12 protein-coding genes are annotated in these 25,214 nt (G+C 67.4%); 10 read left to right on the plus strand and 2 right to left on the minus strand.

Translation table 11 applies throughout. The features are described from left to right. Nucleotides 1–3: 3 nt before the first annotated feature. A complete protein-coding gene (locus tag ABWW33_RS18605; RefSeq protein ID WP_353403185.1) occupies nt 4–1,161 on the minus strand; it encodes a glycoside hydrolase family 5 protein in 1,158 nt (385 codons plus the stop codon). Between the two features lie 401 nt (nt 1,162–1,562). Here ABWW33_RS18605 and ABWW33_RS18610 point away from each other — a divergent pair, with 401 nt between their 5' ends. The 8 genes from ABWW33_RS18610 to ABWW33_RS18645 all read left to right on the plus strand — a co-directional run bounded on the left by ABWW33_RS18610 (nt 1,563) and on the right by ABWW33_RS18645 (nt 19,290). Continuing rightward, nucleotides 1,563–3,149, plus strand: coding sequence for a GH39 family glycosyl hydrolase (locus tag ABWW33_RS18610; protein ID WP_353403186.1), 1,587 nt, complete (start codon nt 1,563–1,565; stop codon nt 3,147–3,149). Continuing rightward, a complete protein-coding gene (locus ABWW33_RS18615; protein WP_353403187.1) occupies nt 3,146–5,218 on the plus strand; it encodes a beta-galactosidase in 2,073 nt (690 codons plus the stop codon). The genes ABWW33_RS18610 and ABWW33_RS18615 overlap by 4 nt, the downstream gene beginning before the upstream one ends. A gap of 20 nt (nt 5,219–5,238) precedes the next feature. After that, complete coding sequence (locus ABWW33_RS18620) at nt 5,239–7,551, plus strand: alpha-L-fucosidase (RefSeq protein WP_353403188.1); 2,313 nt, start codon at nt 5,239–5,241, stop codon at nt 7,549–7,551. Between the two features lie 22 nt (nt 7,552–7,573). After that, nucleotides 7,574–10,396, plus strand: coding sequence for a beta-galactosidase GalA (gene galA / locus ABWW33_RS18625; RefSeq protein WP_353403189.1), 2,823 nt, complete (start codon nt 7,574–7,576; stop codon nt 10,394–10,396). Beyond that, nucleotides 10,393–12,777, plus strand: a complete 2,385-nt coding sequence (locus ABWW33_RS18630; protein ID WP_353403190.1) for a hypothetical protein — start codon at nt 10,393–10,395, stop codon at nt 12,775–12,777. Before galA ends, ABWW33_RS18630 begins: the two co-directional genes overlap by 4 nt. Before the next feature lie 127 nt (nt 12,778–12,904). Then, nucleotides 12,905–15,976, plus strand: a complete 3,072-nt coding sequence (locus ABWW33_RS18635; protein WP_353403191.1) for a TonB-dependent receptor — start codon at nt 12,905–12,907, stop codon at nt 15,974–15,976. Nucleotides 15,977–16,097: 121 nt separating this feature from the next. Then, nucleotides 16,098–17,711, plus strand: a complete 1,614-nt coding sequence (locus ABWW33_RS18640; RefSeq protein WP_353403192.1) for a DUF5597 domain-containing protein — start codon at nt 16,098–16,100, stop codon at nt 17,709–17,711. A gap of 16 nt (nt 17,712–17,727) precedes the next feature. After that, nucleotides 17,728–19,290 (plus strand): alpha-N-arabinofuranosidase, encoded by a 1,563-nt coding sequence (locus tag ABWW33_RS18645; RefSeq protein WP_353403193.1) that lies wholly within the window; start codon nt 17,728–17,730, stop codon nt 19,288–19,290. A 7-nt stretch (nt 19,291–19,297) separates the two neighbouring features. Here ABWW33_RS18645 and ABWW33_RS18650 read toward each other — a convergent pair whose 3' ends face one another. Then, nucleotides 19,298–21,925: a glycoside hydrolase family 3 C-terminal domain-containing protein gene (locus tag ABWW33_RS18650; RefSeq protein WP_353403194.1), complete on the minus strand. Its 2,628-nt coding sequence runs from the start codon at nt 21,923–21,925 to the stop codon at nt 19,298–19,300. A gap of 229 nt (nt 21,926–22,154) precedes the next feature. Here ABWW33_RS18650 and ABWW33_RS18655 point away from each other — a divergent pair, with 229 nt between their 5' ends. Further along, complete coding sequence (locus tag ABWW33_RS18655) at nt 22,155–24,506, plus strand: dockerin (protein ID WP_353403195.1); 2,352 nt, start codon at nt 22,155–22,157, stop codon at nt 24,504–24,506. 57 nt (nt 24,507–24,563) lie between these two features. After that, complete coding sequence (locus ABWW33_RS18660; RefSeq protein WP_353403196.1) at nt 24,564–25,154, plus strand: PEP-CTERM sorting domain-containing protein; 591 nt, start codon at nt 24,564–24,566, stop codon at nt 25,152–25,154. Nucleotides 25,155–25,214: the final 60 nt, after the last annotated feature.

Raw genomic sequence — 25,214 nt, forward strand, 5'->3', positions numbered from 1 at the left:
TTCCTACCGGCTTGCCTTGACGATCATGGCGATCACGTCGGGGTCGAGTTGGGCGCCGGTGTTGCGGTCGATCATACCACCCGTGTCCCAGTAGACCGGCACCAGGCCGTGCTGGAAGGCCGACTGCGTGATGTACTGGTCCCAATACTTGCGGTAGGCATCCATGCCGGGATAATTGCTCTTCATGCCCGCGCCGTATTCGCCCAGGATCACCGGCACACCCTTGTCGCCGAAGGTGGTCTTCATCTTCTGGAATTCGGCGTCGGCCCACGGCTCGTTGGCCCATGCCTCGACGGCCGACGGGTCGGCCGCGTTCGCGCCCCATTGCCAGATATTGCTGCCGCCGTCGAGCGTGAAATGGTAGGGATCGTAGTAGTGCACCTCCATGAACAGCCGGTTGGCGACGGTATCGTGGGGCATCGTATTGAATGCGGCGGTGTTGTCGATGTTGGTGAAGTAGCCCTGTACCACCAGGTGGCGCCTGGCGTTGTTGCCGGCCGTCGCGCGCACCGCGTTGACGAAGGTCTGGTTGAAGCTGTTCTGCACGGCGGCGTATTCGGTCGTCGGCGGGCCCCAGGTGTTGTCCTGGCCTACTTCGTTGCTGCCGGCAAACAGCAAGGTGTCGTCGTAGTCCTTGAAGGTGTTGGCGATCTGCGTCCAGAACTTGGTCAGCTTGGCGTTGATCGCCGCCTGCTGGTCGTAGGTGGGGTGATTCATCCAGCCGCCGTCCCAGTGGATGTTGACGATCGTGTACAGGCCGGCGTTGTGGGCGTAGTCGACCACCTGGCGGATGTGGGCCAGCCAGGTCGCGCTGATATTGTTGTTGGCGTCGGCATATTGGCTCCACGACACCGGGATGCGCACGGTCTTGAAGCCGGCCGACTTGTAGGCGTTCATCAGCGACTGGGTCGGCACCGGATTGCCCCACGCGGTTTCGTTGGGTATGGCTTCCAGCGTGTTGCCCAGGTTAATGCCGGGCGACATCAGTTTCGACAGTTCCGTGCTGGTCAGGTTGCGCATGGCGCCGCGCGCCGCGGTGTCGACACTGGCCAGCAGGGCGGTGGGCTCCACGCTTGACGAGGTGGTCGAGCCGCCGCTGCAGGCGGACACACCCGCCGCCAGCAGCGCGACGGACGCGAGTGAACAAAAAGATCGTTTCATGAGCCAGGTCTCCGTTGTTGTTGGAGGCTGCATGGCGACGGACCGCCTCAGCCTTGACGTCATCCTGCACGCCACACTATAGGACGGCAATTGTAAAAAACGTCAAGGCGTGAATGAAATTGCCGAATGCGATCACTGCTGATTTTCTGCCAGCCGGGCGGCTGGGATGTTTGCGAGAAAACGTACGCGTTGCCGGTATTTTTTGTAATTGCCGTCCCTGGCGCCAGCCCGCAGAATTCACCCGGTTGGCGGAACCGTCAGCAGGGAGGCGATCGGCGTAACGAAAATCACTAAACGACTCACAATATAACGCAACGCTCCCCTTTCGCTATGTCGGCCGCGCAGCGCGGATGCTAGCATCCCGCCAATAATCAGCAAAAATGAACAAGGAGAGCAACTCAATGCAGCATTTCCGTCGTACCTGTCTGGCAGCACTTGCCTCGATCTGCCTTCCGCTGTCGGCCGCGCCGGTGGCGGACGCCGGTCACCCGGCGCCGCGCCGCATCCTCGTCGATGCCGCCCAGGCGCTCAAGCCGCTCGATCGTTTCTTCGACCTGTCGGTCGGCTCGGACTATCCGGGCACGCTGCTGCGCGACGACAGCATGGCGCAACTGCGGACCACGGTCGACGAGCTGGGCTTCCGCTATCTGCGCTTCCACGCCATCTTCCACGACGTGCTGGGCACCGTGCGCGTCGAGAACGGCAAGACCGTCTACGACTGGACCAAGATCGACCAGTTGTACGACCGTATGCTGGCGCGCAACATCAAACCCTTCGTCGAGCTGGGCTTCACGCCCAAGGCCATGGCGACCTCGGACAACCAGATCTTCTATTGGCAAGGCAACACCTCGCATCCGAAGCCGGATGCCTGGAAGGACTTGATCGCGGCGTTCGTGCAGCACATCGAGGTGCGCTATGGCCAGGCCGAGGTGCGCAGCTGGTTCTTCGAGGTGTGGAACGAGCCCAACCTGGACGGCTTCTGGGAGCGCGCCGACCAGAAAGCCTATTTCGAGCTGTACGACCTGACCGCCAACACGATCAAGGCGATCGACCCGGCGCTGCGCGTGGGCGGACCGTCGACCGCCGGCGCCGCCTGGGTGCCGGAATTCCTCGACCATGTGGCGCGCAGCGGCGCCGCGGTCGATTTCGTCACCACCCACACCTACGGCGTCGACGGCGGCTTCCTCGATGAAAAGGGCGAGGGCGACACCAAGCTGTCGCCGTCGCCGGACGCCATCATCGGCGACGTGCGGCGCGTGCGCGAGCAGATAGCCGCCTCGAAGTTTCCGACGCTGCCGATGTATTTCACCGAGTGGAGCACCAGCTACACGCCGCGCGACCTGGTGCACGATTCCTATATCAGCTCGCCGTACATCCTCAGCAAGCTGAAGGGGACCAAGGGCCTGGTGCAGGGCATGAGCTACTGGACTTACACCGACCTGTTCGAAGAACCGGGCCCGCCGTCCAAGCCGTTCGAAGGCGGCTTCGGCCTGATGAATCCGCAGGGCGTACGCAAGCCGGCCTACTTCGCCTACAAATACCTGCATGCCTTGCGCGGCAACGAGATTCCCGTGCAGGACGCGCAGGTGATGGCTACGTCGGACGGCAACACGGTGGCCGCGCTGGTGTGGGACTTCCAGCAACCGGAGCAGAAGGTCAGCAACCGGCCGTTCTACAGCCGCGTCGTGCCGTCGTCGCCGTCGGCGCCGGTCGCGATGCGGGTCAGCCATGTCAAGCCGGGCAAGTACCGGCTGCAGGTGCGCCGCAGCGGCTTCCGCGCCAACGACGCGTACTCGGCCTATATCGAGATGGGCGCGCCGAAGACGCTGACGCCGGCCCAGGTCGACCAGCTGCACGCGCTGACCAAGGATGCGCCGGAGACCGACCGCGTGGTCCGGATCGGCAAGGACGGCGCTTTCGCCCTCACCGTGCCGATGCGCAGCAACGACATCGCGCTGGTGACCTTGACCAAGGAGGATGGAAAATGACGCAGCGCTTCAAACACCTGGCCGCCGCCTGCACGCTGGCGCTGGCCGCCCTCGGCCCCGGCGCCGCCCCTTCCTGGGCGCAGGGCGCGCCGGGCCATCCGGACTGGCCCGGCGCCGGCCAGCTGTTCGTCGGCACCTGCTACCAGCCGGTCGACCGCAGCCGCGCGCAGATCGCGCGCGACATCGCGTTGATGCGGCAGTCCGGCTTCAAGGTGGTGCGCATGGGCGACCTGTCGTGGGACTATTTCGAACCGTCCGAAGGCAAGTTCGAATTCGCCACCTTCGACTGGATCATGGACCAGATGCACGCCGCCGGCATCCGCGTCATCGTCGACATCGCCGGGCTGCCGGCGCCGCTGTGGCTGCACCACAAATACCCCGGCGTCGACCTGGTCACGCAGCAGGGCACGCACCTCGATGCGGCCGAGCGCTACATGGACAATATCAGCGACCCGGACTACAAGCGCCTGGTGGCGCGCTTCGCCGACAAGCTCACCAGCCGCTACGCCAGGCACCCGGCGCTGCTGGCGATCGGCTTCGACAACGAGATCGGCAACGGCTTCATGTCGTATTCCGAGGCCGACCGCAAGCGCTTCATCGGCTGGCTGAAGAAGAAGTACGGCAGCATCGCGGCGCTCAACCAGGCATGGGCCACGCAGCGCTGGTCGCGCCGCATCGGCGCCTGGGACGAGGTGCGCCTGCCGTACGGCGACGGCCCCGGCGCCTACGAGCGGCAGATCGACCTGCGCCGCTACTGGTCCGACGTCACCATCGCCACCCTGAAGGACCTGGAGGCGATCCGCAGGAAAAACACCCCGGACAAGCCGGCCATCTCCAACCTGTGGGACAGCGCCGGGCGCAAGGGGTTCGACTACCTGTCGAGCTACCGCGACTACGCCCACTACGGCGCGATGGGTTTCTATCCCGGCTCGCCGGTCGGCTCCGGCTTCGAGGCGCTGATGATGAAGGGCGGCATGTCGACGCCGATCTGGTTCAACGAATTCACCGCCGGCGGTCCGGGCTACTACGGCACCAAGGGCCGCTCGCGCATGTGGGCGCATTTCGGCCTGCTGCTGGGATCGCAGGCGGTGCTGGCGTGGACCTACAACAGCCACCTGGGCGGCGAGGAGCAGGCGTTGTTCGGCCTGCTCGACCACGACGACCGGCCGTCCTGGAAGCTGGGCGAGTTCGCCACCATCGCGGCCGATTTCGACAAGCTGCAAAAGCTGGGCTTCCCGCGCATGACCCAGCCGAAGGTGGCCTTCGCCTACTCGTTCGACAATATGCAGGCGACCAACCCGGTCGGGCCGGACAACACCAACACCGTGCGCCCCTACCTCAACACGCCGTACCTGACGCAGGCGCACAACGCGTTCGAACCGCTGTTCAAGGACAATATCGACGTCGCCGTCATCAATATCGCGCATGAAGACCTGAGCCGCTACAGCCTGCTCGTGGTGCCGGGCCTGTACCTGATGGACCAGGCCAGCGCCGATGCGATCCGCCAGTTCGTCGGCAACGGCGGCACGGTGATCATGACCGCATGGTCGGACAAGGTCAACGAGCACAACCAATGGTTCGACACGCCGTTGCCGGGCCGTCTGACCGACGTGTTCGGGCTGCGCACCAACGAGTTCTATAACGGCGGCACGCTGCAGGTCAAGATCGGCGACGAGGAGGTCAAGGGCAGCATCGGCCACTACGAGGTGCTCGAACCGTCGACGGCGCAGGCGCTGGCGCGCTTCAGCAACGTCGACGGCACGCCGCCGGCGATCACCGTCAACAACTACGGCAAGGGCAGGGCGATCTACGTCGCCACGCCGGCCCAGCCGCAGATCATGCGGCCGCTGTACCGCCAGTTGTACGCCAGCCTGGGCATCGTGCCGGGGCCGAAGACGCCGGACGGGGTCTACGCCCGCACGGTCGACGGCCGCACGCTGTATGTCAACACCACCGGCGAGGCCCGCGACGTGGCGATCGACGGCGCCATGACGGGCGTGCTCGGCGGCAAGCAGTGGTCGGGCACGTTGCGGCTGGAGCCGCTCGGCGTCGAGCTGCTGGCCAAATAACCCGTAGATAGGATATCTCCATGCAACGAAACACCATCACCGCGCTGGCGGCCGCGCTGCTGCTGCCGCTGGCGGCCGGCGCGCAGGCGGCGAGCAGCCCGATTCCCTATGCGACCCAACATGTGATCGCCGACGGCGACAGCGAGGCCGTCAAGGCCGAGAAGGCGGCCAAGGTGCTGCCGCGTCCCAACCAGAGCGCCTGGATGCGGCTGGAGCGCACCTTCTTCCTGCACTTCGGCGTGAACACCTTCAACGAGGTGGAGTGGGGCAGCGGCCGCGAGGCTCCGGCGCTGTTCAACCCCGGCGCGCTGGACGCGCGGCAGTGGCTGGGCGCCGTCAAGCAGTTCGACGGCAAGATGATCGTGCTGGTGGCCAAGCACCACGACGGCTTCGCGATGTGGCCCAGCCGCTACACCGGGCACTCGTCCGCCGCCAGCCCGTGGCGCGGCGGCAAGGGCGACCTGGTGCGCGAAGTGGCCGACGCCGCGCGCGCGGCCGACGTCAAGCTCGGCATCTACCTGTCGCCGGCCGACCTGTACCAGCTCAAGACCAACCCGTCCAATCCGGCCGGCTACTACGGCAACGGCAGCCCGGCCGTGATGTCGGCCATCCCCACCGATCCGGCCAGCTTCCAGAGCGACCCGTCCAAAGGCCGGGCGCCGACGCCGGGCTTCCAGTCTTACCGCTACCGGGTCAACGACTACAACCGCTACTTCCTCAACCAGCTTTACGAGCTGTTGACCCAATACGGCCCGGTGCATGAGGTGTGGTTCGACGGCGCCAATCCCGACCCCAGCGTGGCGGAAACCTACGATTACGAGGCGTGGTACGACCTGATCCGCAAGCTGCAGCCGCAGGCCGTCATCATGGGCAAGGGGCCGGACGTGCGCTGGGTCGGTACGGAAAGCGGCTACGGCCGCACCACCGAGTGGAGCGTGATCCCATTGCCGTCCGCGCCCGAGCAGTTCCGCTGGCCCGACATGCACGGCGAGCTCGGCGGCCGCGACCAGCTCAAGCCGGGATCGCACCTGTGGTGGTATCCGGCCGAGACCAACGTCACCATGCTGGCCAACGGCCAGTGGTTCTGGGCCCGCGACAAGCGGCCGCGCCCGGTCACCCAGCTGGTCGACATCTTTTACTCGTCGATCGGCCGCAACGGCAACCTGATCCTGAACCTGTCGCCCGACCAGCGCGGCCTGCTGCCGGACGACCAGGTCACGGCGCTGGGCCAGACGGCCGAGATCCTGCGCGCCACCTTCGCCGCCGACCTGGCGGCCGGCGCCAAGGTGTCGGCCGATCACGCGGCGCCGGGTCACGCCGCCGGCGCCGCGCTGGACGGCAAGCTCGACACCTGGTGGGAGGCGGCGCCGGGACGCAGCGGCGGCACGCTGACGCTGGCCTTGCCCAAGCCGGTCCGCTTCGACGTGGTGTCGCTGCAGGAGGCGGTGGACCGTCGCGGCCAGCGCATCGAGTCGTTCGTGATCGAGACCTGGAACGGCTCGGCCTGGATCGCGGCCCAAGCGATCGCCTCGGACGAGCTGACCACCGTCGGCCACCGCCGGCTGGTGCGCCTGCGGGCGCCGGTCAGCACCGACCGCGTGCGGGTGCGCATCACCGGCGCGCGGCTGGCGCCGACGCTGGCCGAGGTGGGACTGTACCTGCAGTCGACCGACCTGCTGCCGCCGGCCATCGCCGACCGCGATGCCGAGGGCAGGGTGGCCATCAGCCATGCGGCCGGCGGCACGCTGGTCTACACCACCGACGGCTCGGCGCCCAACGCCGGCTCGGCCGTCTACAGCGCGCCGCTGGCGCTGGCGGCGAGCGGCGTGGTGCGGGCCGCGCGGCTGCTGCCGGGCGGCCGCCTCGGCGTGGTCGGCCGGCGCGACTTCATCGGCCTGTCGCCGCGCGGCTGGAAGGTGGTGGCGGTTGACCGCGAGCAAGCCGGCCAGCCGGCCGGGTTCGCCATCGACGGCGATCCGGCCACGTACTGGGATACCGGCGGCGATGCCGACCTGAAGCTGCCGCATGCCATCACGGTCGACATGGGCCAGGTGCATCGCATCGGCGGCCTGGTCTACGTGCCGCGCCAGGACGGGCAGCTCAACGGCACGGTCGAGAACTACCGCTTCGACACCAGCGAGGACGGCGTGCACTGGACCGCCGCCATCGAGCGCGGTACCTTCGCCAACATCCGCAACAACCCCGACAGCCAACAGGCGCGCTTTGCCGCGGTGAACGCCCGTTACTTCCGTTTCACCGCGCTGGACGACGTCTGGCGCAACGGCACGACCAGCGTCGCGGAGTTGTCCGTGATTCCGGCCGGCGCCGATTGAGCGTATCGACTGGAGATTGACCATGTATAGCAAGCGCTTCACCGTCCTGGCCTTGCTGGCCGGCGCCGGCCTGCTGGCCGGCGGCACCCAGGCGTATGCCGCCGAGCGCCTGTCGCTGGACGCCGGCTGGCGCTTCCTGCAGGGCGACGTGGCCCTGCCGTCGATCAAGGGCCACGGCGCCAGCTACCTCAGCGCGCAGACCGGCGAGGCGCACGGGCCGGCCAAGGTCGACTACGACGACTCCGACTGGCGCCGGGTCGACCTGCCGCATGATTGGGCGGTGGAAGGTCCGTACGACGCCGCGCAAAACAAGTCGCAGGGCTACCGGCCGCGCGGCATCGGCTGGTACCGGCGCTACTTCACGCTGCCGGCCTCGGACCGCGGCCGCCATCTGGAGCTGCAGCTGGACGCCGTCGCCACCCACAGCACGGTGTGGGTGAACGGCATCGTCGTCAACCGCAACTGGTCGGGCTACAACGGCCGCGCGCTCGACATCACCCCCTATGTGCGCTACGGCGACGAGGTCAACACCATCGCCGTGCGCGCCGACGCCGAAGTGATGGAGGGCTGGTGGTACGAGGGCGCCGGCATCTACCGCCACACCTGGCTGGTCAAGCGCGACGCGCTGCACATCGCCACCGACGGCGTGCACGCCAACCCGGTCATGCAAAACGGCCGCTGGACGCTGCCGGTGACGGTGCAGGTGGAAAGCAGCGCCGAGACGCCGCGCAAGGCGGCGCTCGACGTGCGCGTATATGACCCGGCCGGCGCCGAGGTGGCGCACGGCAGCGTGCCGGTGCGGGTGGGCACGCTCGGCAAGGCCAGCGCGCAGCTGACGCTGGCGCTGCGCAATCCGAAGTTGTGGAGCCCGGAACACCCCGAACTGTATCGCGTGCGCACGGTGCTGCGCGACGGCACGGCCGAGATCGACAGCAACGAGCTGCGCACCGGCTTCCGCACCATCCGCTTCGACGCCGCGCGCGGCTTCTTCCTCAACGGCCAGCCGCTCAAGCTGCAGGGCGTGGCGATCCACCAGGACCACGCCGGCGTCGGCGTCGCCGTGCCGGACGCGATCTGGGAATTCCGCCTGCGCCAGCTGAAGGCGATGGGCGTCAACGCGATCCGCTTCGCCCACAACGCGCCGGCCGCCGAAGTGGTGGAGCTGGCCGACCGCCTGGGCATGATGGTGATGGACGAGAACCGCAACTTCAATCCGTCGGCGGACTACCTGCAGCAGCTGCGCTGGCTGGTGCAGCGCGACCGCAACCACCCAAGCGTGATCCTGTGGTCGATCTTCAACGAGGAGCAGTTGCAGGGCAGCGAGACCGGCTACCAGATCGCGCGCCGCATGGTGGCCGCGGTCAAGGAACTGGACCCGACGCGTCCGGTGACGGCGGCCATGAACGCCGGCCTGTTCGCCGACAAGAACGCCGCCCAGGCGCTCGACGTCGCCGGCATCAACTACCAGGTGTGGGAATACGACCACTTCCATCAAGCCTTCCCCAACAAGCCGGTGTTCAGCTCCGAGGACACCTCGGCCTTCATGTCGCGCGGAGAGTACACCACCGACTGGAACCGCCACCTGGTCGCCAGCCTGGACGACGACGCCGCGAACTGGGGCCAGACCCAGCGCCGCAGCTGGAAGCTGATCAACGAGCGGCCCTTCCTGGCCGGCGGCTTCGTCTGGACCGGCATCGACTACCGCGGCGAACCGACGCCACACGAATGGCCGAGCGCCAGCTCCTTCTTCGGCATATTGGACCTGTGCGCCTTTCCCAAGACGGCGTTCTACATCCGCCAGGCGCTGTGGCGCAAGGACCGCACCGTGGTCAAGCTGGCGCCGCACTGGACCTGGCCCGGCCGCGAAGGCCAGCCGGTCAAGGTGCTGGTGGCCACCAACGCGCCGCGCGTGCGCCTGCTGCTGAACGGCGCCGTGATCGGCGAGCGCGACGTCGATCCGTATGACATGGCCACCTTCGAGGTGCCGTACGCCCCCGGCAGGCTGGAGGCGGTGGCGCTGCGCGGCGGCGCCGAGATCGGGCGCGACAGCGTCGACACCAGCGGCGCCCCGGCGCGGCTGGTGCTCACGCCGGACCGCGCCGCGCTGGCCGGCGACGGCGCCGACGCGGTGCCGGTGACGGTCAGCGCGGTCGACGCCCAGGGCCATCCGGTGCCGACCGCCAATCTGCACGTGCGCTTCGAGGCGGCCGGCGCCGGCGCCATCATCGGCGTCGGCAACGGCGACCCCAACTCGCACGAATCGGAAAAGGCGCCCGAGCGCGACCTCTACAACGGCCTGGCGCAGGTGATCGTCCAGAGCCGTCGCGGCGGCCAGGGCGGGCTCACGCTGCGCGCCAGCGCCGACGGGCTGCAATCGGCCGAGGCCGTGCTGGCGGTGCGGGCGGTGCCGCCGCTGCCGGCCGTGCCCGAGGCCCAGCCGGTGGTGCGCATCGGCGGCTGGCGCATTTCGCCGGCCCAGGCCGACCGCCCCGACCCCAAGCTGATGCTGGCCGACAGCGACATGAACAGCTGGGCCTGGGGCGCGCCACCGCTGAAGCAGGCGCCCGGGGCGCTGCGCTGGCGCAGCTACCGCGCCTCGGTCGGACTGCGCGGCGACCGCAACGACGGCCGCGCCCACCTGGTGTTCGGCCAGATCGCCGGCAGGGCCGAGGTGTGGCTGGACGGCGTCAAGCTGGGCGAAAAGAACACGCCGGAACCCGGACCGCTGTCTCTGCCGGTGCCCAAGGGGGCGGCGGAGCGCACGCTCACCGTGCTGCTCGAAGCGCAGCCGAACCAGCCGTCCGGCCTGATCGGGCCGGTGCTGGTGGAGCAGGGCGCGCCATGAGGGCGGCGGCTATCCTGCTCGCGCTGGCGGGCATGGTGGCCGCCGCGTCCGCCGATGCCGCGGCCCCCGCCGTCGCACAAGACACCAACGTCGGCATCACGGTCGGCGACGGCAAGTCGCTGGCGGCGGCGCTGCGGCGGGCGCGGACCGACCGCCGCATCCGCCGGATCACGCTGGCTGCCGGCACCTATGAGCTGGCGGCGCCGCTGGTGATCGACGAGCGCCTGTCCGGCAGCGAGGACGCGCCCTTCGTGCTGGCCGCCGCGCCCGATGCGCGGGTGGTGCTGAGCGGCGCGGTGCATCTGCCGGCGCTGCGCTGGCAGCCGTGGCGCGACGGCGTCTGGCGCGCGCGTTATGCGGGCCCGCCGTTCCAGCGCCTGTGGCTGGAGCAGCAGCCGCTGGTGCGCGCCCGCTATCCGAACCTCGACCCGGCGCAGGCCGGTTTCGGCGGCGCGGCCGACGCCACCAGCGCCGAACGCGTGGCGCGCTGGCGCGATCCGGCCGGCGCGGTGCTGCACGCGCTGCACGGCAACCGCTGGGGCGGCCTGCAGGTGCCGATACTGGGCAAGAACGCCGACGGCAGCCTGGCCTACGGCGCCCAGACGGGCAACAACCGGATCATGCCGCCCAGCGAACGCGATCGCTACGTCGAGAACGTGTTCGAAGAGCTGGACGCGCCCGGCGAATGGTATGACGACCGCCGCCAGGGCTGGCTGTATTTCAAGCCGCTGGACGCCGCGCGACCACCGGCGGCGGGCTTCCGCGCCGGCGCGCACGAAGCCCTGATCCGCATCGAAGGCCGCACGGCGCAGGTGGGCCACGTGCGCATCCGCAACCTGCGCTTCCAGGACACCGAACCGACCTTCCTGAAGGCGGCCGAGCCGCTGCTGCGCTCGGACTGGAAGTTCTACCGCGTCGGCGCGGTGACGATAGAAAACGCGCGCGACGTGCGCATCGAGGATGGCGAGTTCAGCGATCTCGGCGGCCACGCGATCGTGGTCAGCGGACGCGCGCGGCAGGTGCTGCTGACCGGCAATCACATCCATGCGATCGGCGGCACGGCGGTGGCCTTCGTGGGCCGTGCGCAGGCGGTGCGCTCGCCGCTGTTTGAATACCACGAGCACCTCGCTCAGGCCGAGCTGGACCCGGCGCCCGGCCCGCGCACCGACGCCTATCCGCGGGATTCGGCGGCGGTGGACAACCTGATCCACGACATCGGCCTGATCGACCGCCAGGCGGCCGGCGTGCAGATCGCGATGGCGGCGCGCATCACGGTCGACCACAACACGATCTACCGGGTGCCGCGCGCCGGCATCAACATCGGCGACGGCACCTGGGGCGGGCACCGCATCACCTACAACGACGTGTTCGACACGGTGCGCGAGTCGGGCGACCACGGCGCCTTCAACAGCTGGGGGCGCGACCGCTACTGGGATCCGGACCGCAAGGAGATGGAGCGCCGGGTGGCGGCCGATCCGCGCTTGCCGCTGCTGGACGCGGTCGAACCGATCGTGATGCGGCGCAACCGCTTCCGCTGCGACCACGGCTGGGACGTCGACCTGGACGACGGCGCCTCGAACTACCTGATCGAAGAGAACCTGCTGCTGGCGGGCGGCCTGAAACTGCGCGAGGGTTTTGCCCGCGTCGTGCGCAACAACATCATGGTCAACGGCACCTTCCACCCGCATGTGTGGTTTGCCGACAGCGGCGACGTGTTCGAGTCGAACATCGTGATGGCGCCGTACCAGCCGGTCGAGATCGAGCGCTGGGGCCGCAGCGTCGACCGCAACCTGTTCGTCGGCGGCGCCGGCCTGGCGGAGGCGCAGGCGCGCGGCACCGATGCCGGCTCGGCCGCCGGCGATCCGGGTTTCGCCGCGCCGGCCGACGGCGACTACACGGTCACCAACGCGGCGCTGGCGGCGCGCATCGGCTTCGTCAATTTCCCGATGCACGACTTCGGCGTGCGCCCCGCGCGCCTGAAGGCGCTGGCCGCCGCGCCGGCCTATCCGTTGCCCGCCACCGTCGCCGCCGGCCCGGCGTCGCCGCGGCAGAACGCCGGCACGCTGGAGGGACTGCTGCTCAAGCCGGTGGAGACGCTGGGCGAGCAGTCCGCCGCCGGACTGGGGACGGCGGCCGGCCTGCGGGTGCTGGCGGTGCAAGCGGGCAGCCGTGGCGAGGCCGCCGGCCTGCATCCGCGCGACGTCATCGTCGGCGCGGGGCGGGACGCGCAGGGCGCGTTTGCGCCGATCGCCGGGCTCGCCTCATTGCAGACGCTGCTGGCGGACGGTCGCGCACCGGAGCTGCTGGTGATGCGCGACCAGGCCCGCATTGTCGTTCGATGGCAACAGCCGGCCGCCGCCACGGACGAACAACGCCGCTGATCTCCCAGTCTCGTCATTTGCGCAATTTCGCTCCGGTGTTGACGGTTTTTGGACTTGTTGCGTCAGGGGGCATTCCAGAGAATGAACCCTGCTGCATAGGTGCAGAGACAACAAGGAGACAAATAAAATGACAAATTTAAACAAGACGGCAATCGCGCTTGGCGTGGCCCAGCTGGTGCTGATGGCCAGCGGCGCAGCGCTGGCGCAAACCGCGCCGGCGGCCAAGAGCGCAGGCGACGACAAGACGATCACGGTGGTCGTCGCCGGCCAGCGCGGCGCGCTGGACTCGGCTCAGAACATCAAGAAAAACGCGGACGAGATCGTCGATTCGGTGGTCGCGGATGACATCGGCAAGCTGCCCGATAAATCGGTGACCGAGGTGCTGCAACGCATGCCGGGCGTGACCATCGACCGCACCATGAACCGGGTCGACCCGCAGCAGGGCGTGGGCGACGGCATCGCCCACTTCGCCGCCGAAGGCACCGGCGTGTCGATCCGCGGCCTGGGCTCGGGCCAGGTCCGTTCGGAGTTCAACGGCCGCGACTCGTTTTCCGCCAACGGCGGCCGCTCGCTCAGCTTCGAGGATGTGCCGCCCGAGCTGATGGGCGGCGTGGACGTGTACAAGAACCCGTCCGCCGAACAGATCGAAGGCGGCATAGGCGGCCTGGTGAACCTGCGCACCGCGCTGCCGTTCGATTCCAAGGGACGCAAGTTCGCGCTGTCGACCGACGTTTCCGGTTCTTCGCTGCGCAAGAAGGTGTCGCCGCCGTCGCTGTCGGGCCTGTATTCGGACCGCTGGGAAACCGGCCTGGGCCAATTCGGCCTGCTGATCGACCTGGCGCATTCCAAGATCGCCAGCCAGAGCGACAGCATGTCGATCAGCCCCTACATTTCGCGCAACGACCTGGTCGCCGGCGACAACAAGATGCGCTGGGTGACGCCGGGCGCGTCGTGGGGCTCGAACACCTATGAGCGCACCCGCGACGGCCTGTACGGCGCGGTGCAGTGGAAGAAGGGCGACCTGATGTCCTACCTGACCTTCCTGCGCTCGAAGTACAAGATGCATACGGGGGAGAATTCCTTCTTCGTCGGCACCAACCCGGCCACCCTCACGGTGGATCCGGGCGCCGTCTTCGACGACCGCGGCGCCCTGGTGACCGGCACGCTGCGCGACATCACCAACAGCGGCGTGAACTTCGGCACCGGCCTGGGCTTCGGCACCGATGCGCGCTCCAGCGGCCGCGATTCCGACACGCGCGACGTGTCCTGGTCCGGCAGCTGGCGCGCCAGCGACGCGTGGACCTTCAAGGCCGACCTGCAGCACGTGGAAGCGAAGACGCAAGGTTACGACAACACGATCGGCCTGGGCGGCTGGGTACCCAGCCAGGCGGTGAGTCTGGGCGGCAGCGTGCCGGCCTTCACCTTCGACAAGGCGGCCCAGGATTTCCTGGCCGATCCGTCGCATTACTACTGGGGCTTCACCCAGGTGCACAAGGACGTGGCGACGGCCAAGATGAACACGGCGCGCATCGACGCCAAGTACACCTTCGACAACCCGGTGCTCAACGACCTGCGTTTCGGCTTGCGGGCCACCGAGCGCTCGTCGCTGACGCAGTCCACCCACGATTCGGAATGGACCCAGATCTCGCAGGGATGGGCGGTCGGCCCCAACTCGTGGCAGCCGCTGGCCAAGTTCGCCGCCCTGAGCGATCCCCGCTTCGCCGGCAACACCAGCCTGCACCAGTTCAACAACTTCTTCGGCGGCACCGCGCCGATGCCGGCCGCGGTGATCGTGCCGGACATGGCGCTGACCGGCTCGCTCGACGCCATCGCCAAGCTGCACGGCTACTTCACCACGCTGTGCCAGGAAGCCAATGCCACCGGCCGTACCAACGACTGCAGCTGGAGCCTGCCGCCTTTTGGCAACGCCACCGGCCTGAACGAGCAGCACGAGCGTACCCAGGCGGCCTACGCCCAGCTGCGTTTCAGTTTCGAAAAGGCGCCTTATCCGATCGACGGCAATGTGGGCGTGCGCGTGGTGCGCACCAATCCGGAGTCGGTCGGCTACACGCTGTTCGATCCGCCGAAGAAACCGTTGCTGCCGGGCGTGCCGGACATACCGGCTTCGTCCGAGAAGCAGAGCTTCGAGAACGACTACGTCAAGGTGTTGCCGAGCCTGAATCTGCGGATGAAGGTCAGCGACGAACTGCAATTCCGCATGGCCTTGTCGCGTGGCATGTCGCGGCCGGACTTCTATCAGCTGCAAGCCTACACGACGCTGGGCATGGACGTTAAAACCCATACCCCGCCGGGCGACAACCAGCAGCCGGTGGTCGATTCGATCTCGTACACCGGCAACCTGCGCGGCAATACGGCGCTGAAGCCGGTGATGGCGAATAATATCGACCTGACGGCCGAGTACTACTTCGGCCGCGCCAGTTCGGCGACGCTGGGTTTGTTCACCAAGCGCCTCAAGGACCTGGTCATCGGACAGACCGCGGTCTACCCGCTCCAGGATGTCGCCGGAAAAACCTACGACTTCATGGTCAGCGGGCCGGTCAACGGGATGGACGCGCGCGTCAGCGGCCTGGAAGCGGGCTTCCAGACATATTTCGACAAGCTGCCCGGTCTGTGGTCCGGCATCGGCGTGTCGGGCAACTACACCTATATCGACAGCAGCACGACGTATCACGACCCGGTGACCGGCGCCTGGTGTACGCCCAAGGATACGCTGAACGCCAATCAGGTGCGCAACCTGCAAGGCTGCGACACCGATGGCCGGGTGTTCGGCAACATGCCGCTGTCGGGGCTGTCGAGGAACTCGTTCAACGCGGCGCTGTTGTATGACAAAGGCCCGCTGTCGATGCGCCTGGCCTACAGCTGGCGCGGCAAATACCTGCAGTCGACCAATGCCTACGGCACGGCCGGCGGCGACGGCATCGACCGCAACCCGGACAGCCCGAACAAGGGCACGGCCTATTCGGTCAACTACGGTTTGCCGACCTGGGGAGGCGCCTATGGCCAGGTCGACTTTGGGTTCCAGTACAAGATCACCGACAACCTGCGCCTGGGCGCCCAGGTCGGCAATCTCACCAACCAGGTCTACAAGCAGTACATGCAGCAAGCCATCGGCATGAAGTTACGCTCCGCGTTCTACACCGGGCGCAGCTTCGGGGCGCAGCTGAACTATTCGTTCTAAGCGCTGCCTTCCGCGGCCTCCCGCAGCCCGATGCCGGGCTGCGGGAGGCCATTCCATTCAGCCACTTTTCGCAATTTATCTCATGAAGAAAACCTCCCGCTATTTGCTTGGAACCCTGTGTATGCTTGCCGTTTCGGCGGCCTACCCGCAAGCCGGCACCGCCTTGCCCCACCTGGTGCAAAACGACGGCCGCCATGCGCTGATCGTCGATGGCCGGCCGTTCACCATGCTGGGCGTACAGGCGCACAACTCGAGCAACTATCCGGCGGCGCTGGGCAAAGTCTGGGCCGCCGTCAAGGATGCCCACGCCAACACGCTGGAGATCCCGGTGGCCTGGGAGCAGATCGAGCTGGTCGAGGGAACGTTCGACTTCAGCTACGTCGACACGCTGGTGGCCGAGGCGCGCCAGAACAAGGTGCGCCTGGTGCTGCTGTGGTTCGGCACCTGGAAGAACACCGGGCCGGCCTATACGCCCGAGTGGGTGAAGTTCGACAACCAGCGCTTCCCGCGCATGATCGACAAGGACGGCAAGAACAGCTACTGCCTGTCGCCGCTGAGCGAGCAGACGATCAAGGCCGACACCAAGGCCTTCGTCGCCCTGATGGGCCACCTGAAGAAGATCGACGCGCAGCGCACGGTGATCATGGTGCAGGTTGAAAACGAAGTCGGCACCTACGGCACCGTGCGCGACTTCAGCCCGGCGGGCGAGGCCGCGTTCCGCCAGCCGGTGCCGCAGGCGGTGCTGGAGCGTAAGAAATCGCCGCTGCCCGGCGCGGCCAGCGGCAGCTGGTCTGAAGTGTACGGCCCGTATGCCGACGAATATTTCCATGCGTATGCGATCGCCAGCCACATCGAGCAAGTGGCCAAGGCGGGGCGCGCGGTCTACGACCTGCCGATGTACGTCAACAATGCGCTGCGCGAGCCGCTCGAGCCGATGGCGCCGTGGAAGGGCAATTTCGCCAGCGGCGGTCCGGGCTACGACGTGATCGACATCTACAAGGCCGCGGCGCCGCATATCGACGTGGTCGCACCGGATATCTATCTGTCCGAGTCGGACAAGGTTGCCGCCACGCTGGAGCAGTTCCAGCGCCGGGACAACGCGCTGTTCGTGCCGGAGATGGGCAACGCTCAACACTATGCGCGCTACGTCTACCAGATCCTGGGGCGCGGCGCGATCGGCGTGGCGCCGTTCGGCGTCGACTACGCCGACTACAGCAACTATCCGCTGGGCTCGAAGCTGAAGGACAAGAGCATGGCCGAGCCCTTCGGCAAGATCTACGCCGCGTTCCGCCCGATGGCGCGGCAGTGGGCGCGCTGGGCGCTGGAAGGCCGCACCGACGGCCTGGCCGAAACCGAGGCGCGCACGCCGCAGTCCCTGAAGTTCAAAGGCTGGAATATCAAAGCCTCTTTCCGCGAGTGGCAACTGGGCGGCCAGCCCGATCCGGCCCACATCACGGACTCCCCGCCGGGCACCGAATCGCCGTCGGGCGGGGTGGCGGTGGCGCAGATCGGCGACAACGAGTTCGTCCTGTTCGGCCAGCATGTCCGTATCCATCTCGAAGGCACCGGCGCCAACGCCGGCAAGCCGTATATGTTTGCCCGCGTCGAGGAAGGACATTTCGATGCGCAGGACAAGTGGGTCATGGAGCGCAACTGGAATGGCGACCAGGCCGATCATGGCCTCAATTTCACCGGCCAGCCGATCACGCTGAAGGTCCGCATGGGCAGCTATTGAAAACCGGGAGACCAGTATGAGTATCATCAGATTGTCGGCGCTTGCCGCCGGCCTGGCCGCCGCGTTCGCCTTCCCGCCGGCGGCGGCCGAGGTCGGCGTCACGATCGAGTCGGCCAAGCCGGGCCCGGTCATCAGCAAGTATGTCTACGGCCAGTTCGCCGAGCATCTCGGCGCCGGCGTTTACGGCGGCCTGTGGGTGGGGCCGGAATCCGCCATCCCCAATACCCGCGGCTGGCGCAACGACGTGGTGGCCGCGCTGAAGGCCTTGCTCGTGCCGGTGGTGCGCTGGCCGGGCGGCTGCTTTGCCGACCAGTACCATTGGCGCGACGGCATAGGCGCGCGCGCCGGGCGGCCGGTGCGTATCAATACCAACTGGGGCGGCGTCGATGAAAGCAACGCTGTCGGCACGCACGAGTTTTTTGAACTGGTCGAGCAGATCGGCGCCGACGCGTATGTCAACGGCAATCTCGGTTCCGGCACCGTGCAGGAAATGGCCGAGTGGGTCGAGTACCTGACCGCCGGCGGCAACTCCAGCCTGGCCGCGCTGCGCGCCAGCAACGGCCATCCGGCGCCCTACAAGGTCGCCTTCTTCGGCGTCGGCAATGAGGCCTGGGGCTGCGGCGGCAATATGCCGGTCGAGCAGTACGCCCGTGAATACAGCCGCTATGCCAGCTTCCTGCATCCGGCGCCGGGCAGCGCCATGCAGTTCATCGCCGCCGGCGGCCACGACGACGACACCAGTTGGACCGATTACCTGAGCTCCAGGGTCCGGGGCCGCCTTGACGGGGTTTCCTTCCACTATTACACCTCGCCCGGCCCCGACCGCAACGGCAAGTACGGCGCGACCGGCTTCGACGAAGACCGGTGGATCTGGACGCTGCAGCAGACACAGCGCATGGAGGGTTTCATCTCCGCCAACGTCGCCAAGCTGGATCAGCATGACAAGCAGAACAAGCTGGCCTTCGTGGTCGACGAATGGGGCACCTGGTACGACGCGGAGGAGGGCAGCCGGTCGGGTTTCCTGGTGCAGCAGAATTCCTTGCGCGACGCGGTGGTGGCCGCGCTCAACTTCAACATCTTCCACGCCCATGCGGAGCGCGTGCGCATGACCAGCATCGCGCAGATGGTCAATGTGCTGCAGGCCATGATACGTACCGACGGCGCCAGCATGGTGCTGACGCCGACCTATCATGCGTTCAAGATGTATGTGCCGTTCCAGGATGCGAGCTCGGTGCCGGTGCGGCTCGCGAACAATCCGTCGTATGCGTTCGGCGGCGTCAGCATGCCGGCCGTCAGCGCTTCGGCCGCGCGCGGCAAGGACGGCAAGCTGTATCTGGCGCTGGTCAACACCAACCCGAGGGAGGCGGCCGAGGTGGCCGTCGACGTCGACGGTGCCAGCGCCGCCTCGGCGTCCGGCACGGTGCTGACCGCCGGCGCGATGGATGCGCACAACACCTTCGCCGCGCCGGACGTCGTCAAGCCGGCGCCGTTCGCGGCCACGGCCAGGGGCGGCAAGCTGGCCATGAAACTGCCGGCCAAGTCTATCGTGGTGGTGGCGGTGCAGGCCGCGACTCCTTAGGCATCCCTCAGAACGGCGGCAGGTCGCGGCGCCCCTTGACGGTCAGTTGCAGCTTGACGCCGGACGACGGGCGCGCGACCGTGGGCCCGGCCGGCTGTCCGCCGCCTATCCACACGGTGGCGGGACCGGCCTCGACGCTGCGCTTGCCGGCCGCGTCGACCGTGCTCAATGCCTTGCCGTCCAGCGTGAAGCTCACTTGCCGCCGCTCACCCGGTTTCAGCGTGACGCGGGCAAAGCCTATCAGCGTGCTGTTCGGCGCCGCGTCGCCGGGCCGGGTGACATACATCTGCACCACCTCGTCGCCGGCGCGCGGGCCGTCGTTTTTCACATCGACCGTGAGCTTGACATCGCAGCGAGCGCAGAGCGCCTTCGGCGTGGCCGCGCCGGCGGCATAGCTGAAGTGCGTGTAGCTCAGCCCATGACCGAAGGGATACAGCGGCACTCCCTTGAAGTATTTGTAGGTGCGCCCTTGCATGCCGTAGTCTTTAAACGGCGGCAAGTCGGCGGCGGACTTGTAGAAGGTCACGGGAAGCCGGCCCGCAGGGCTGTAGTCGCCCGCGATGAGCTCTGCGATGGCCTGTCCGCCTTCGCCACCCGGATACCAGGCCTGGATGATGGCGGGGACCTTGCCGTCGGCCCAGTTCAGCGCCATGGCGCTGCCGCTCAGGTTGACCAGCACCAGCGGCCGGCCGAGCGCGCCCAGCCGTTCCAGCAGCGCTTCCTGCGGGGCCGGAAGGTCGATGCTGGTGCGGTCGCCGCCGGCGAAGCCGGGTGCGCGCACCGTCATTTCCTCGCCCTCGAGCTGCCAGTTCAAGCCGCTGACGTAGACCACCAGGTCGGCCTGGCGGGCCGCTTCCAGCGCCGCCGTGTCGTCAAAGCTGGGCTTGGTCCATTGCAGTTGCTGCGCGCCGTCCCAGCCGGCCTGCTGCGCCTCGACTTCGATCCGGTAGACCTTGCCGGCGGTAAGGCTGAGCTCCGTTTTCGAGGTCGGCCAGGCCAGGTCCCACAAGTCGGTGACCAGCTGGCCGTCGATGCGGATGCGATAGCCCTGGTTGCTCTTCAGCCGGAAATTGTGCACGCCGCTCTCGGTGGCGCGCAGGTAGCCGCTCCAGCGCGCCGAGCTCTTGCGGTCGTAGGCGTCCGGCCAGCCCCATCTGAATTCGGCCCGAGGGATGGTCTGGACCGCGGCAGGCGCGCCTTCCAGGCCGAGGTTGTCGAAGCGCTCGAGCTTGACGCCGGGCTGGGTGCACGCTTCATCGAGGCACAGGCTGGCCGCCGGCACGTCCTGCAGCGGCGGAGCGACCCAGCCGGTGCCTTCGACGTAGTTCACCTGGGCGTTCGGGAACCTGGCGCGGATGCCTTGCAACACGGTGATGGGACGCGACGGCGTGCCGTTGTAATTGCCGACCAAGGCATCGACGCTGTCGGCATTCGGACCGATCACGGCGATGCGTCGCGGCGCGCGTTGCAGCGGCAGCAGGCCGTCGTTCTTCAGCAGCACCAGCGACTGACGCGCGGTCTCCAGGTTCAGGCCGCGGTTGGCCAGGGTGTCGTAATCCTTGGCGGTGATCTGCTTGAACGGCCGCTGGTCGGGCGTCGCAAGCAGCCCCAGGCGGATACGCGCCTCGAGCAGGCGCAGCACGGCGCGGTCGAGGTCGGCCTCGGACAGCAGTCCCTGGCGGACGGCGCGCACCGTGGTGGCGGGGGCCGCCGTCGGCGCCCCGCCGAATTCGCAGAACACGTCGGTGCCGGCCTTGATGGCCGCCGCCACCGCCTGCTCGGGCGTGCCGGTGTAGCGGTGCGCGCCGTCCGAGTGGATGTCGGCCACCGCGCCGCAATCGGACACCACATGGCCCTGGAATTTCCACGCGCCGCGCAGATAGTCCTTGAGCAGGCTCTCGCTGGCGCAGGCCGGCACGCCGTCCACGGCGTTGTAGGCGCACATGATGGACAGGGCCTTGCCTTCGGTCACGGTGGCGTGGAAAGCCGGCAGATAGGTCTCGACCAGGTCATGCGGCGACGGATGGATGTCTTCCCGGTGGCGGTCCGACTCGGGCCCGCTGTGCACCGCGAAGTGCTTGACCGTGGCGGAGACCTTGGGCGCGCCGGGATCGTCGCCTTGCAGGCCGCGCACATAGGCCACGCCGATGCGCGAGGTCAGGTAGGGATCTTCGCCATAGGTCTCCTGGCCGCGGCCCCAGCGCGGGTCGCGGAAGATGTTGACGTTGGGCGACCACACCGTCAGGCCGCGGTAGATGCCGGAGCCGCCGTCGGCGGCGACCGCTTCGAGATACTTGGCGCGGAACTCGGTGGCCACCGTGTCGGCGACCCGGGCGACGAGCGGGCCGTTCCAGGTTGCGGCCAGGCCGATGGCCTGCGGGAACACGGTGGCGTTGCCGGCGCGGGCGACGCCGTGCAGGCCTTCGTTCCACCAGTTGTAGCCGGGAATGGCCAGGCGCGCGATGGCCGGCGAGTCATGTTGAAGCTGGCTGGCTTTTTCTTCCAGCGTCATGCGCGCCAGCAGATCCCTGGCCCGCTGCCCGGCATCGGCGCCGGCCGGCACCGCGAGGGCAGGGCAGGACAAGGTAATGGCCACAGCCGCTGCGATGGCGGCGGACCGGTATGGATATTTCATGATGATTCCCTATGGTTGCGGCCGATCTTATCACCGCTGGTTTGGGGCGGTAGCGGCGGCGATGGCGGTTGTGATAAATGATGTCGGCGTTGGCATTTTTTGTAATTCGGACACAGTGCTTTTATGAATAAGATGTGGACATGGACGGGCAAACATCACGTTGCAGCATCTACCGGCAACGGTCGTGTCCAGGACCGAAGATCCGCTATTTTCCTTGGAGCTTAAAAATATGAATAAGAGACAAATCGCCGTCATGACAGGCCTGCTGGCAAGCCTGCTGGCAGGCTGCGGCGGCAGTGACCGCGACAGCGCCGCACCGACGCAGACAGCGGCCTCCCTCAAGATGGGCGGCGCCGCCAAGGCGCCGGCGCCCACGCGATGGGCCAGCGTGAAGTTCGGCGGCGGCGGCTACGTCCCCGGCCTGATCTATCATCCGACCAGCCCGAACGTGCTGTATGCGCGTACCGACATCGGCGGCGCCTACCGGTGGGACGCGGCCACCAACGCCTGGCTGCCGATCACCGACGGTTTCGGCGCCACCGAGGGCTTCTACCACGGCAGCGAGACCATGGCGCTCGATCCGAACGACGACCAGCGCGTCTACATGAGCGCCGGCATGTATCTGTCGGAAAGCCCTAATGCCCGCCTGTACATTTCCACCGACCGCGGCGACAACTGGCAACACGTCAACCTGCCGTTCTCGGCGGGCAGCAACAACCAGGGGCGCGCCGTCGGCGAGCGGTTGATGGTGGACCCCAACAAGCCTTCGATCCTGTTCTACGCAACGCGCGCCAACGGCCTGTGGAAAAGCAGCGACTACGGCCAGACCTGGAACCAGCTGACGTCGCTGGCCTCGCACAACATGAGCAACGCTGAAATCAGCGCCGTCTTCTGGAGCGGCGTGGTCGGATTCGAGCAGGTGATCTTCGACACCGACACCAAGGGCAGCGGCAGCGCCACCCAGACCATCTACACGGCCGTCGCGCCGGACTATGCCGCGGTGGCCGGCCTGGGCTACAGCATGTACAAGACCACCGACGGCGGCGCGACCTGGAACGGGATCGCCACCCCCGCCGACGTGGCGGGCTTTTACGTGCCGCACATGGTGCGCAACAAGGACGGCATGATGTACGTGGCCTTTACCAGGGATACCGGCCCCGGCGCCGGCGGTCCGTCCAGGCTGTACAAATTCGACGGCACCCACTGGACCCTGTTGAAGAAGTACGATACCGAGCAGTGGGTCAACTTCGGCATGGGCGGCCTGTCGGTGTCCGGCACCGGCGCGGCCACCCGCATCGCGCTGGGCGTCACCAACTCCTGGGGCAACTACGAAGGCCAGCCGGTGGTGCAGCTGTCGGACGACGCCGGCGCCACCTGGCGCGAGATCGCCGCGATGGCCCCGCACCTGCCCGACGCGGGCTTCTCGGGCTGGACCGACGACGTCGAGATCGACCCGAACAACCGCGAGCACATCCTGCACGTGCATGGCGGCGGCGTGTGGGAAACCCGCAACGCCTCGGCGGCCAAGCCGACCTGGACCAATGCCTCCGAGGGCATCGAGGAAGTCGCCACCAGCGCCTTGATGGCGCCGCCTCCGGGCGCCGGCTACACGCTGCTGCGCAGCGCGGGCGACGTCGGCACGTCGGTGCAGACGGAACTGTTCAAGTCGCCTTCACGCGGCTCGTGGGGCATGTTCAACAGCACCTACAGTTCGGACATGGCCTGGTCCAATCCGGCCTATATGGCAACGACCGGCAGCCACGTCTGGAACAGCACCGCGGCCGGCGCCTATTCCACCGATTCCGGCGTCACCTGGAAAGTGTTCCCGACCAACCATCCTGACGTGGCGGCCAACGACGGCGGTGCGGGCAACCTCGCGGTCACCAAACTGAACAACGTCATCTGGGCTCCATCCCATTCGACGCCGGCCTACACCACCGACAGCGGGGCGACCTGGACCTACACCAATCTGCCGGCCCTGAATCATATGGGCATCGATCGCGCCTACCGCCTGGTGGCCGACCGCAAGAACCCGAACAAGGTGTATGCCTACAATTCGGGCGGCTCCTGGTGGGTGCAGTGGTCGGAAACGGCGCACTTCTATACGTCGACCGACGGCGGCCACACCTTCACCGAGAGCAGCACGTTCGCGGCCAATTCGTGGACTGCCGATTTCTACGCGACGTCGGTGGCGGTCAATCCGAACGTGGAGGGCGACATCTGGGTGGTGGACGGCAAGAGCATCCTGCACTCGCTCGATTCGGGCGCGACCTGGACCAAGCTGAGCGCGGCTGCGCCGATCTGGGGGCAGTCCATCTATCAGCCCGATGTGTACGGCGCCACTTCCATCGCCTTGGGCAAGGCGCCCGCCGGCGCCAAGTACTCGGCCTCGGTGTACGTGGTCGGCGTGATCAACAACGTGTCGGGCGTGTTCCGCTCCGACGACGGCGGCGTCACCTGGACCCGCTTCAACGATGACAAGCACCAGTTCGGCGGCATCGGCACGCTGGCGGCCGACCAGACCGTACCTGGACGCCTGTACCTCAGCGGCGGCGGCCGCGGCGTCCTGTTCAGCTACTGACCCATGGTCCGGCTCAACCTGCATGTATCCACTTATTCGGAGAATAAATTGAAACCTATGAAGTTAACAAGCATCGCCGGCGCCCTGGTCCTGGGTTGGGGCCTGAGCTCGGTGGCCGGCAGCGCCGCCGCCGCCGTCCTGACATTCGACGGCCTGGCCGAGCTCGTCGTCTACGGCAACACCGGCCCGCTGCCGGCCAACATGAGCTATAGCGGCAACAACCTGACCTATGAGGAGGCCGGCTTCCTGCTGACCCTGAACGCGCCCAACGCGGCGTCCGGCCTGGCCCACATCGGCGATGGCACGTTTGAGCCGCAGACGTACAACTGGCATGACGGCATGGAAAACGGCGTGGATACCTTCGTGACCGTGACCCGCGTGGGCGGCGGCCGTTTCAACCTGGCCGGCTTCGACTATTACTCCGACGGCAGCGCGCTGTCGGCCGATGGCAGGCAGATCGGCGTGCTGGAAGGCGAGGGAAGCTGGAACACGGTGCAGACCGGCATCAGCGAGCTGCGCCTGAGCTCGGGCGCCTTCAACCAGCTCGACAACATCGACGTCAGCGCCGTGCCGGAACCGGGCACTTACGCGATGCTGGGCGCCGGCCTGGGCCTGCTGGCCTTCATGAACCGCCGCAAGAAAGTCTGATTTCTCCAACTACCTCTCCCGTAGTTTTGGGCGGCTTCGGCCGCCCTTTTTTTATCATCG

This window comes from Duganella hordei (assembly GCF_040369125.1).
GTDB lineage: Bacteria > Pseudomonadota > Gammaproteobacteria > Burkholderiales > Burkholderiaceae_D > Rugamonas > Rugamonas hordei.

Bases quoted from the DNA above. Each gene is read 5' to 3' on its own strand.
- ABWW33_RS18605 (WP_353403185.1), bottom strand. From the start codon at position 1,161: ATGAAACGATCTTTTTGTTCACTCGCGTCCGTCGCGCTGCTGGCGGCG.
- ABWW33_RS18610 (WP_353403186.1), top strand. From the start codon at position 1,563: ATGCAGCATTTCCGTCGTACCTGTCTGGCAGCACTTGCCTCGATCTGC.
- ABWW33_RS18615 (WP_353403187.1), top strand. From the start codon at position 3,146: ATGACGCAGCGCTTCAAACACCTGGCCGCCGCCTGCACGCTGGCGCTG.
- ABWW33_RS18620 (WP_353403188.1), top strand. From the start codon at position 5,239: ATGCAACGAAACACCATCACCGCGCTGGCGGCCGCGCTGCTGCTGCCG.
- galA (WP_353403189.1), top strand. From the start codon at position 7,574: ATGTATAGCAAGCGCTTCACCGTCCTGGCCTTGCTGGCCGGCGCCGGC.
- ABWW33_RS18630 (WP_353403190.1), top strand. From the start codon at position 10,393: ATGAGGGCGGCGGCTATCCTGCTCGCGCTGGCGGGCATGGTGGCCGCC.
- ABWW33_RS18635 (WP_353403191.1), top strand. From the start codon at position 12,905: ATGACAAATTTAAACAAGACGGCAATCGCGCTTGGCGTGGCCCAGCTG.
- ABWW33_RS18640 (WP_353403192.1), top strand. From the start codon at position 16,098: ATGCTTGCCGTTTCGGCGGCCTACCCGCAAGCCGGCACCGCCTTGCCC.
- ABWW33_RS18645 (WP_353403193.1), top strand. From the start codon at position 17,728: ATGAGTATCATCAGATTGTCGGCGCTTGCCGCCGGCCTGGCCGCCGCG.
- ABWW33_RS18650 (WP_353403194.1), bottom strand. From the start codon at position 21,925: ATGAAATATCCATACCGGTCCGCCGCCATCGCAGCGGCTGTGGCCATT.
- ABWW33_RS18655 (WP_353403195.1), top strand. From the start codon at position 22,155: ATGAATAAGAGACAAATCGCCGTCATGACAGGCCTGCTGGCAAGCCTG.
- ABWW33_RS18660 (WP_353403196.1), top strand. From the start codon at position 24,564: ATGAAGTTAACAAGCATCGCCGGCGCCCTGGTCCTGGGTTGGGGCCTG.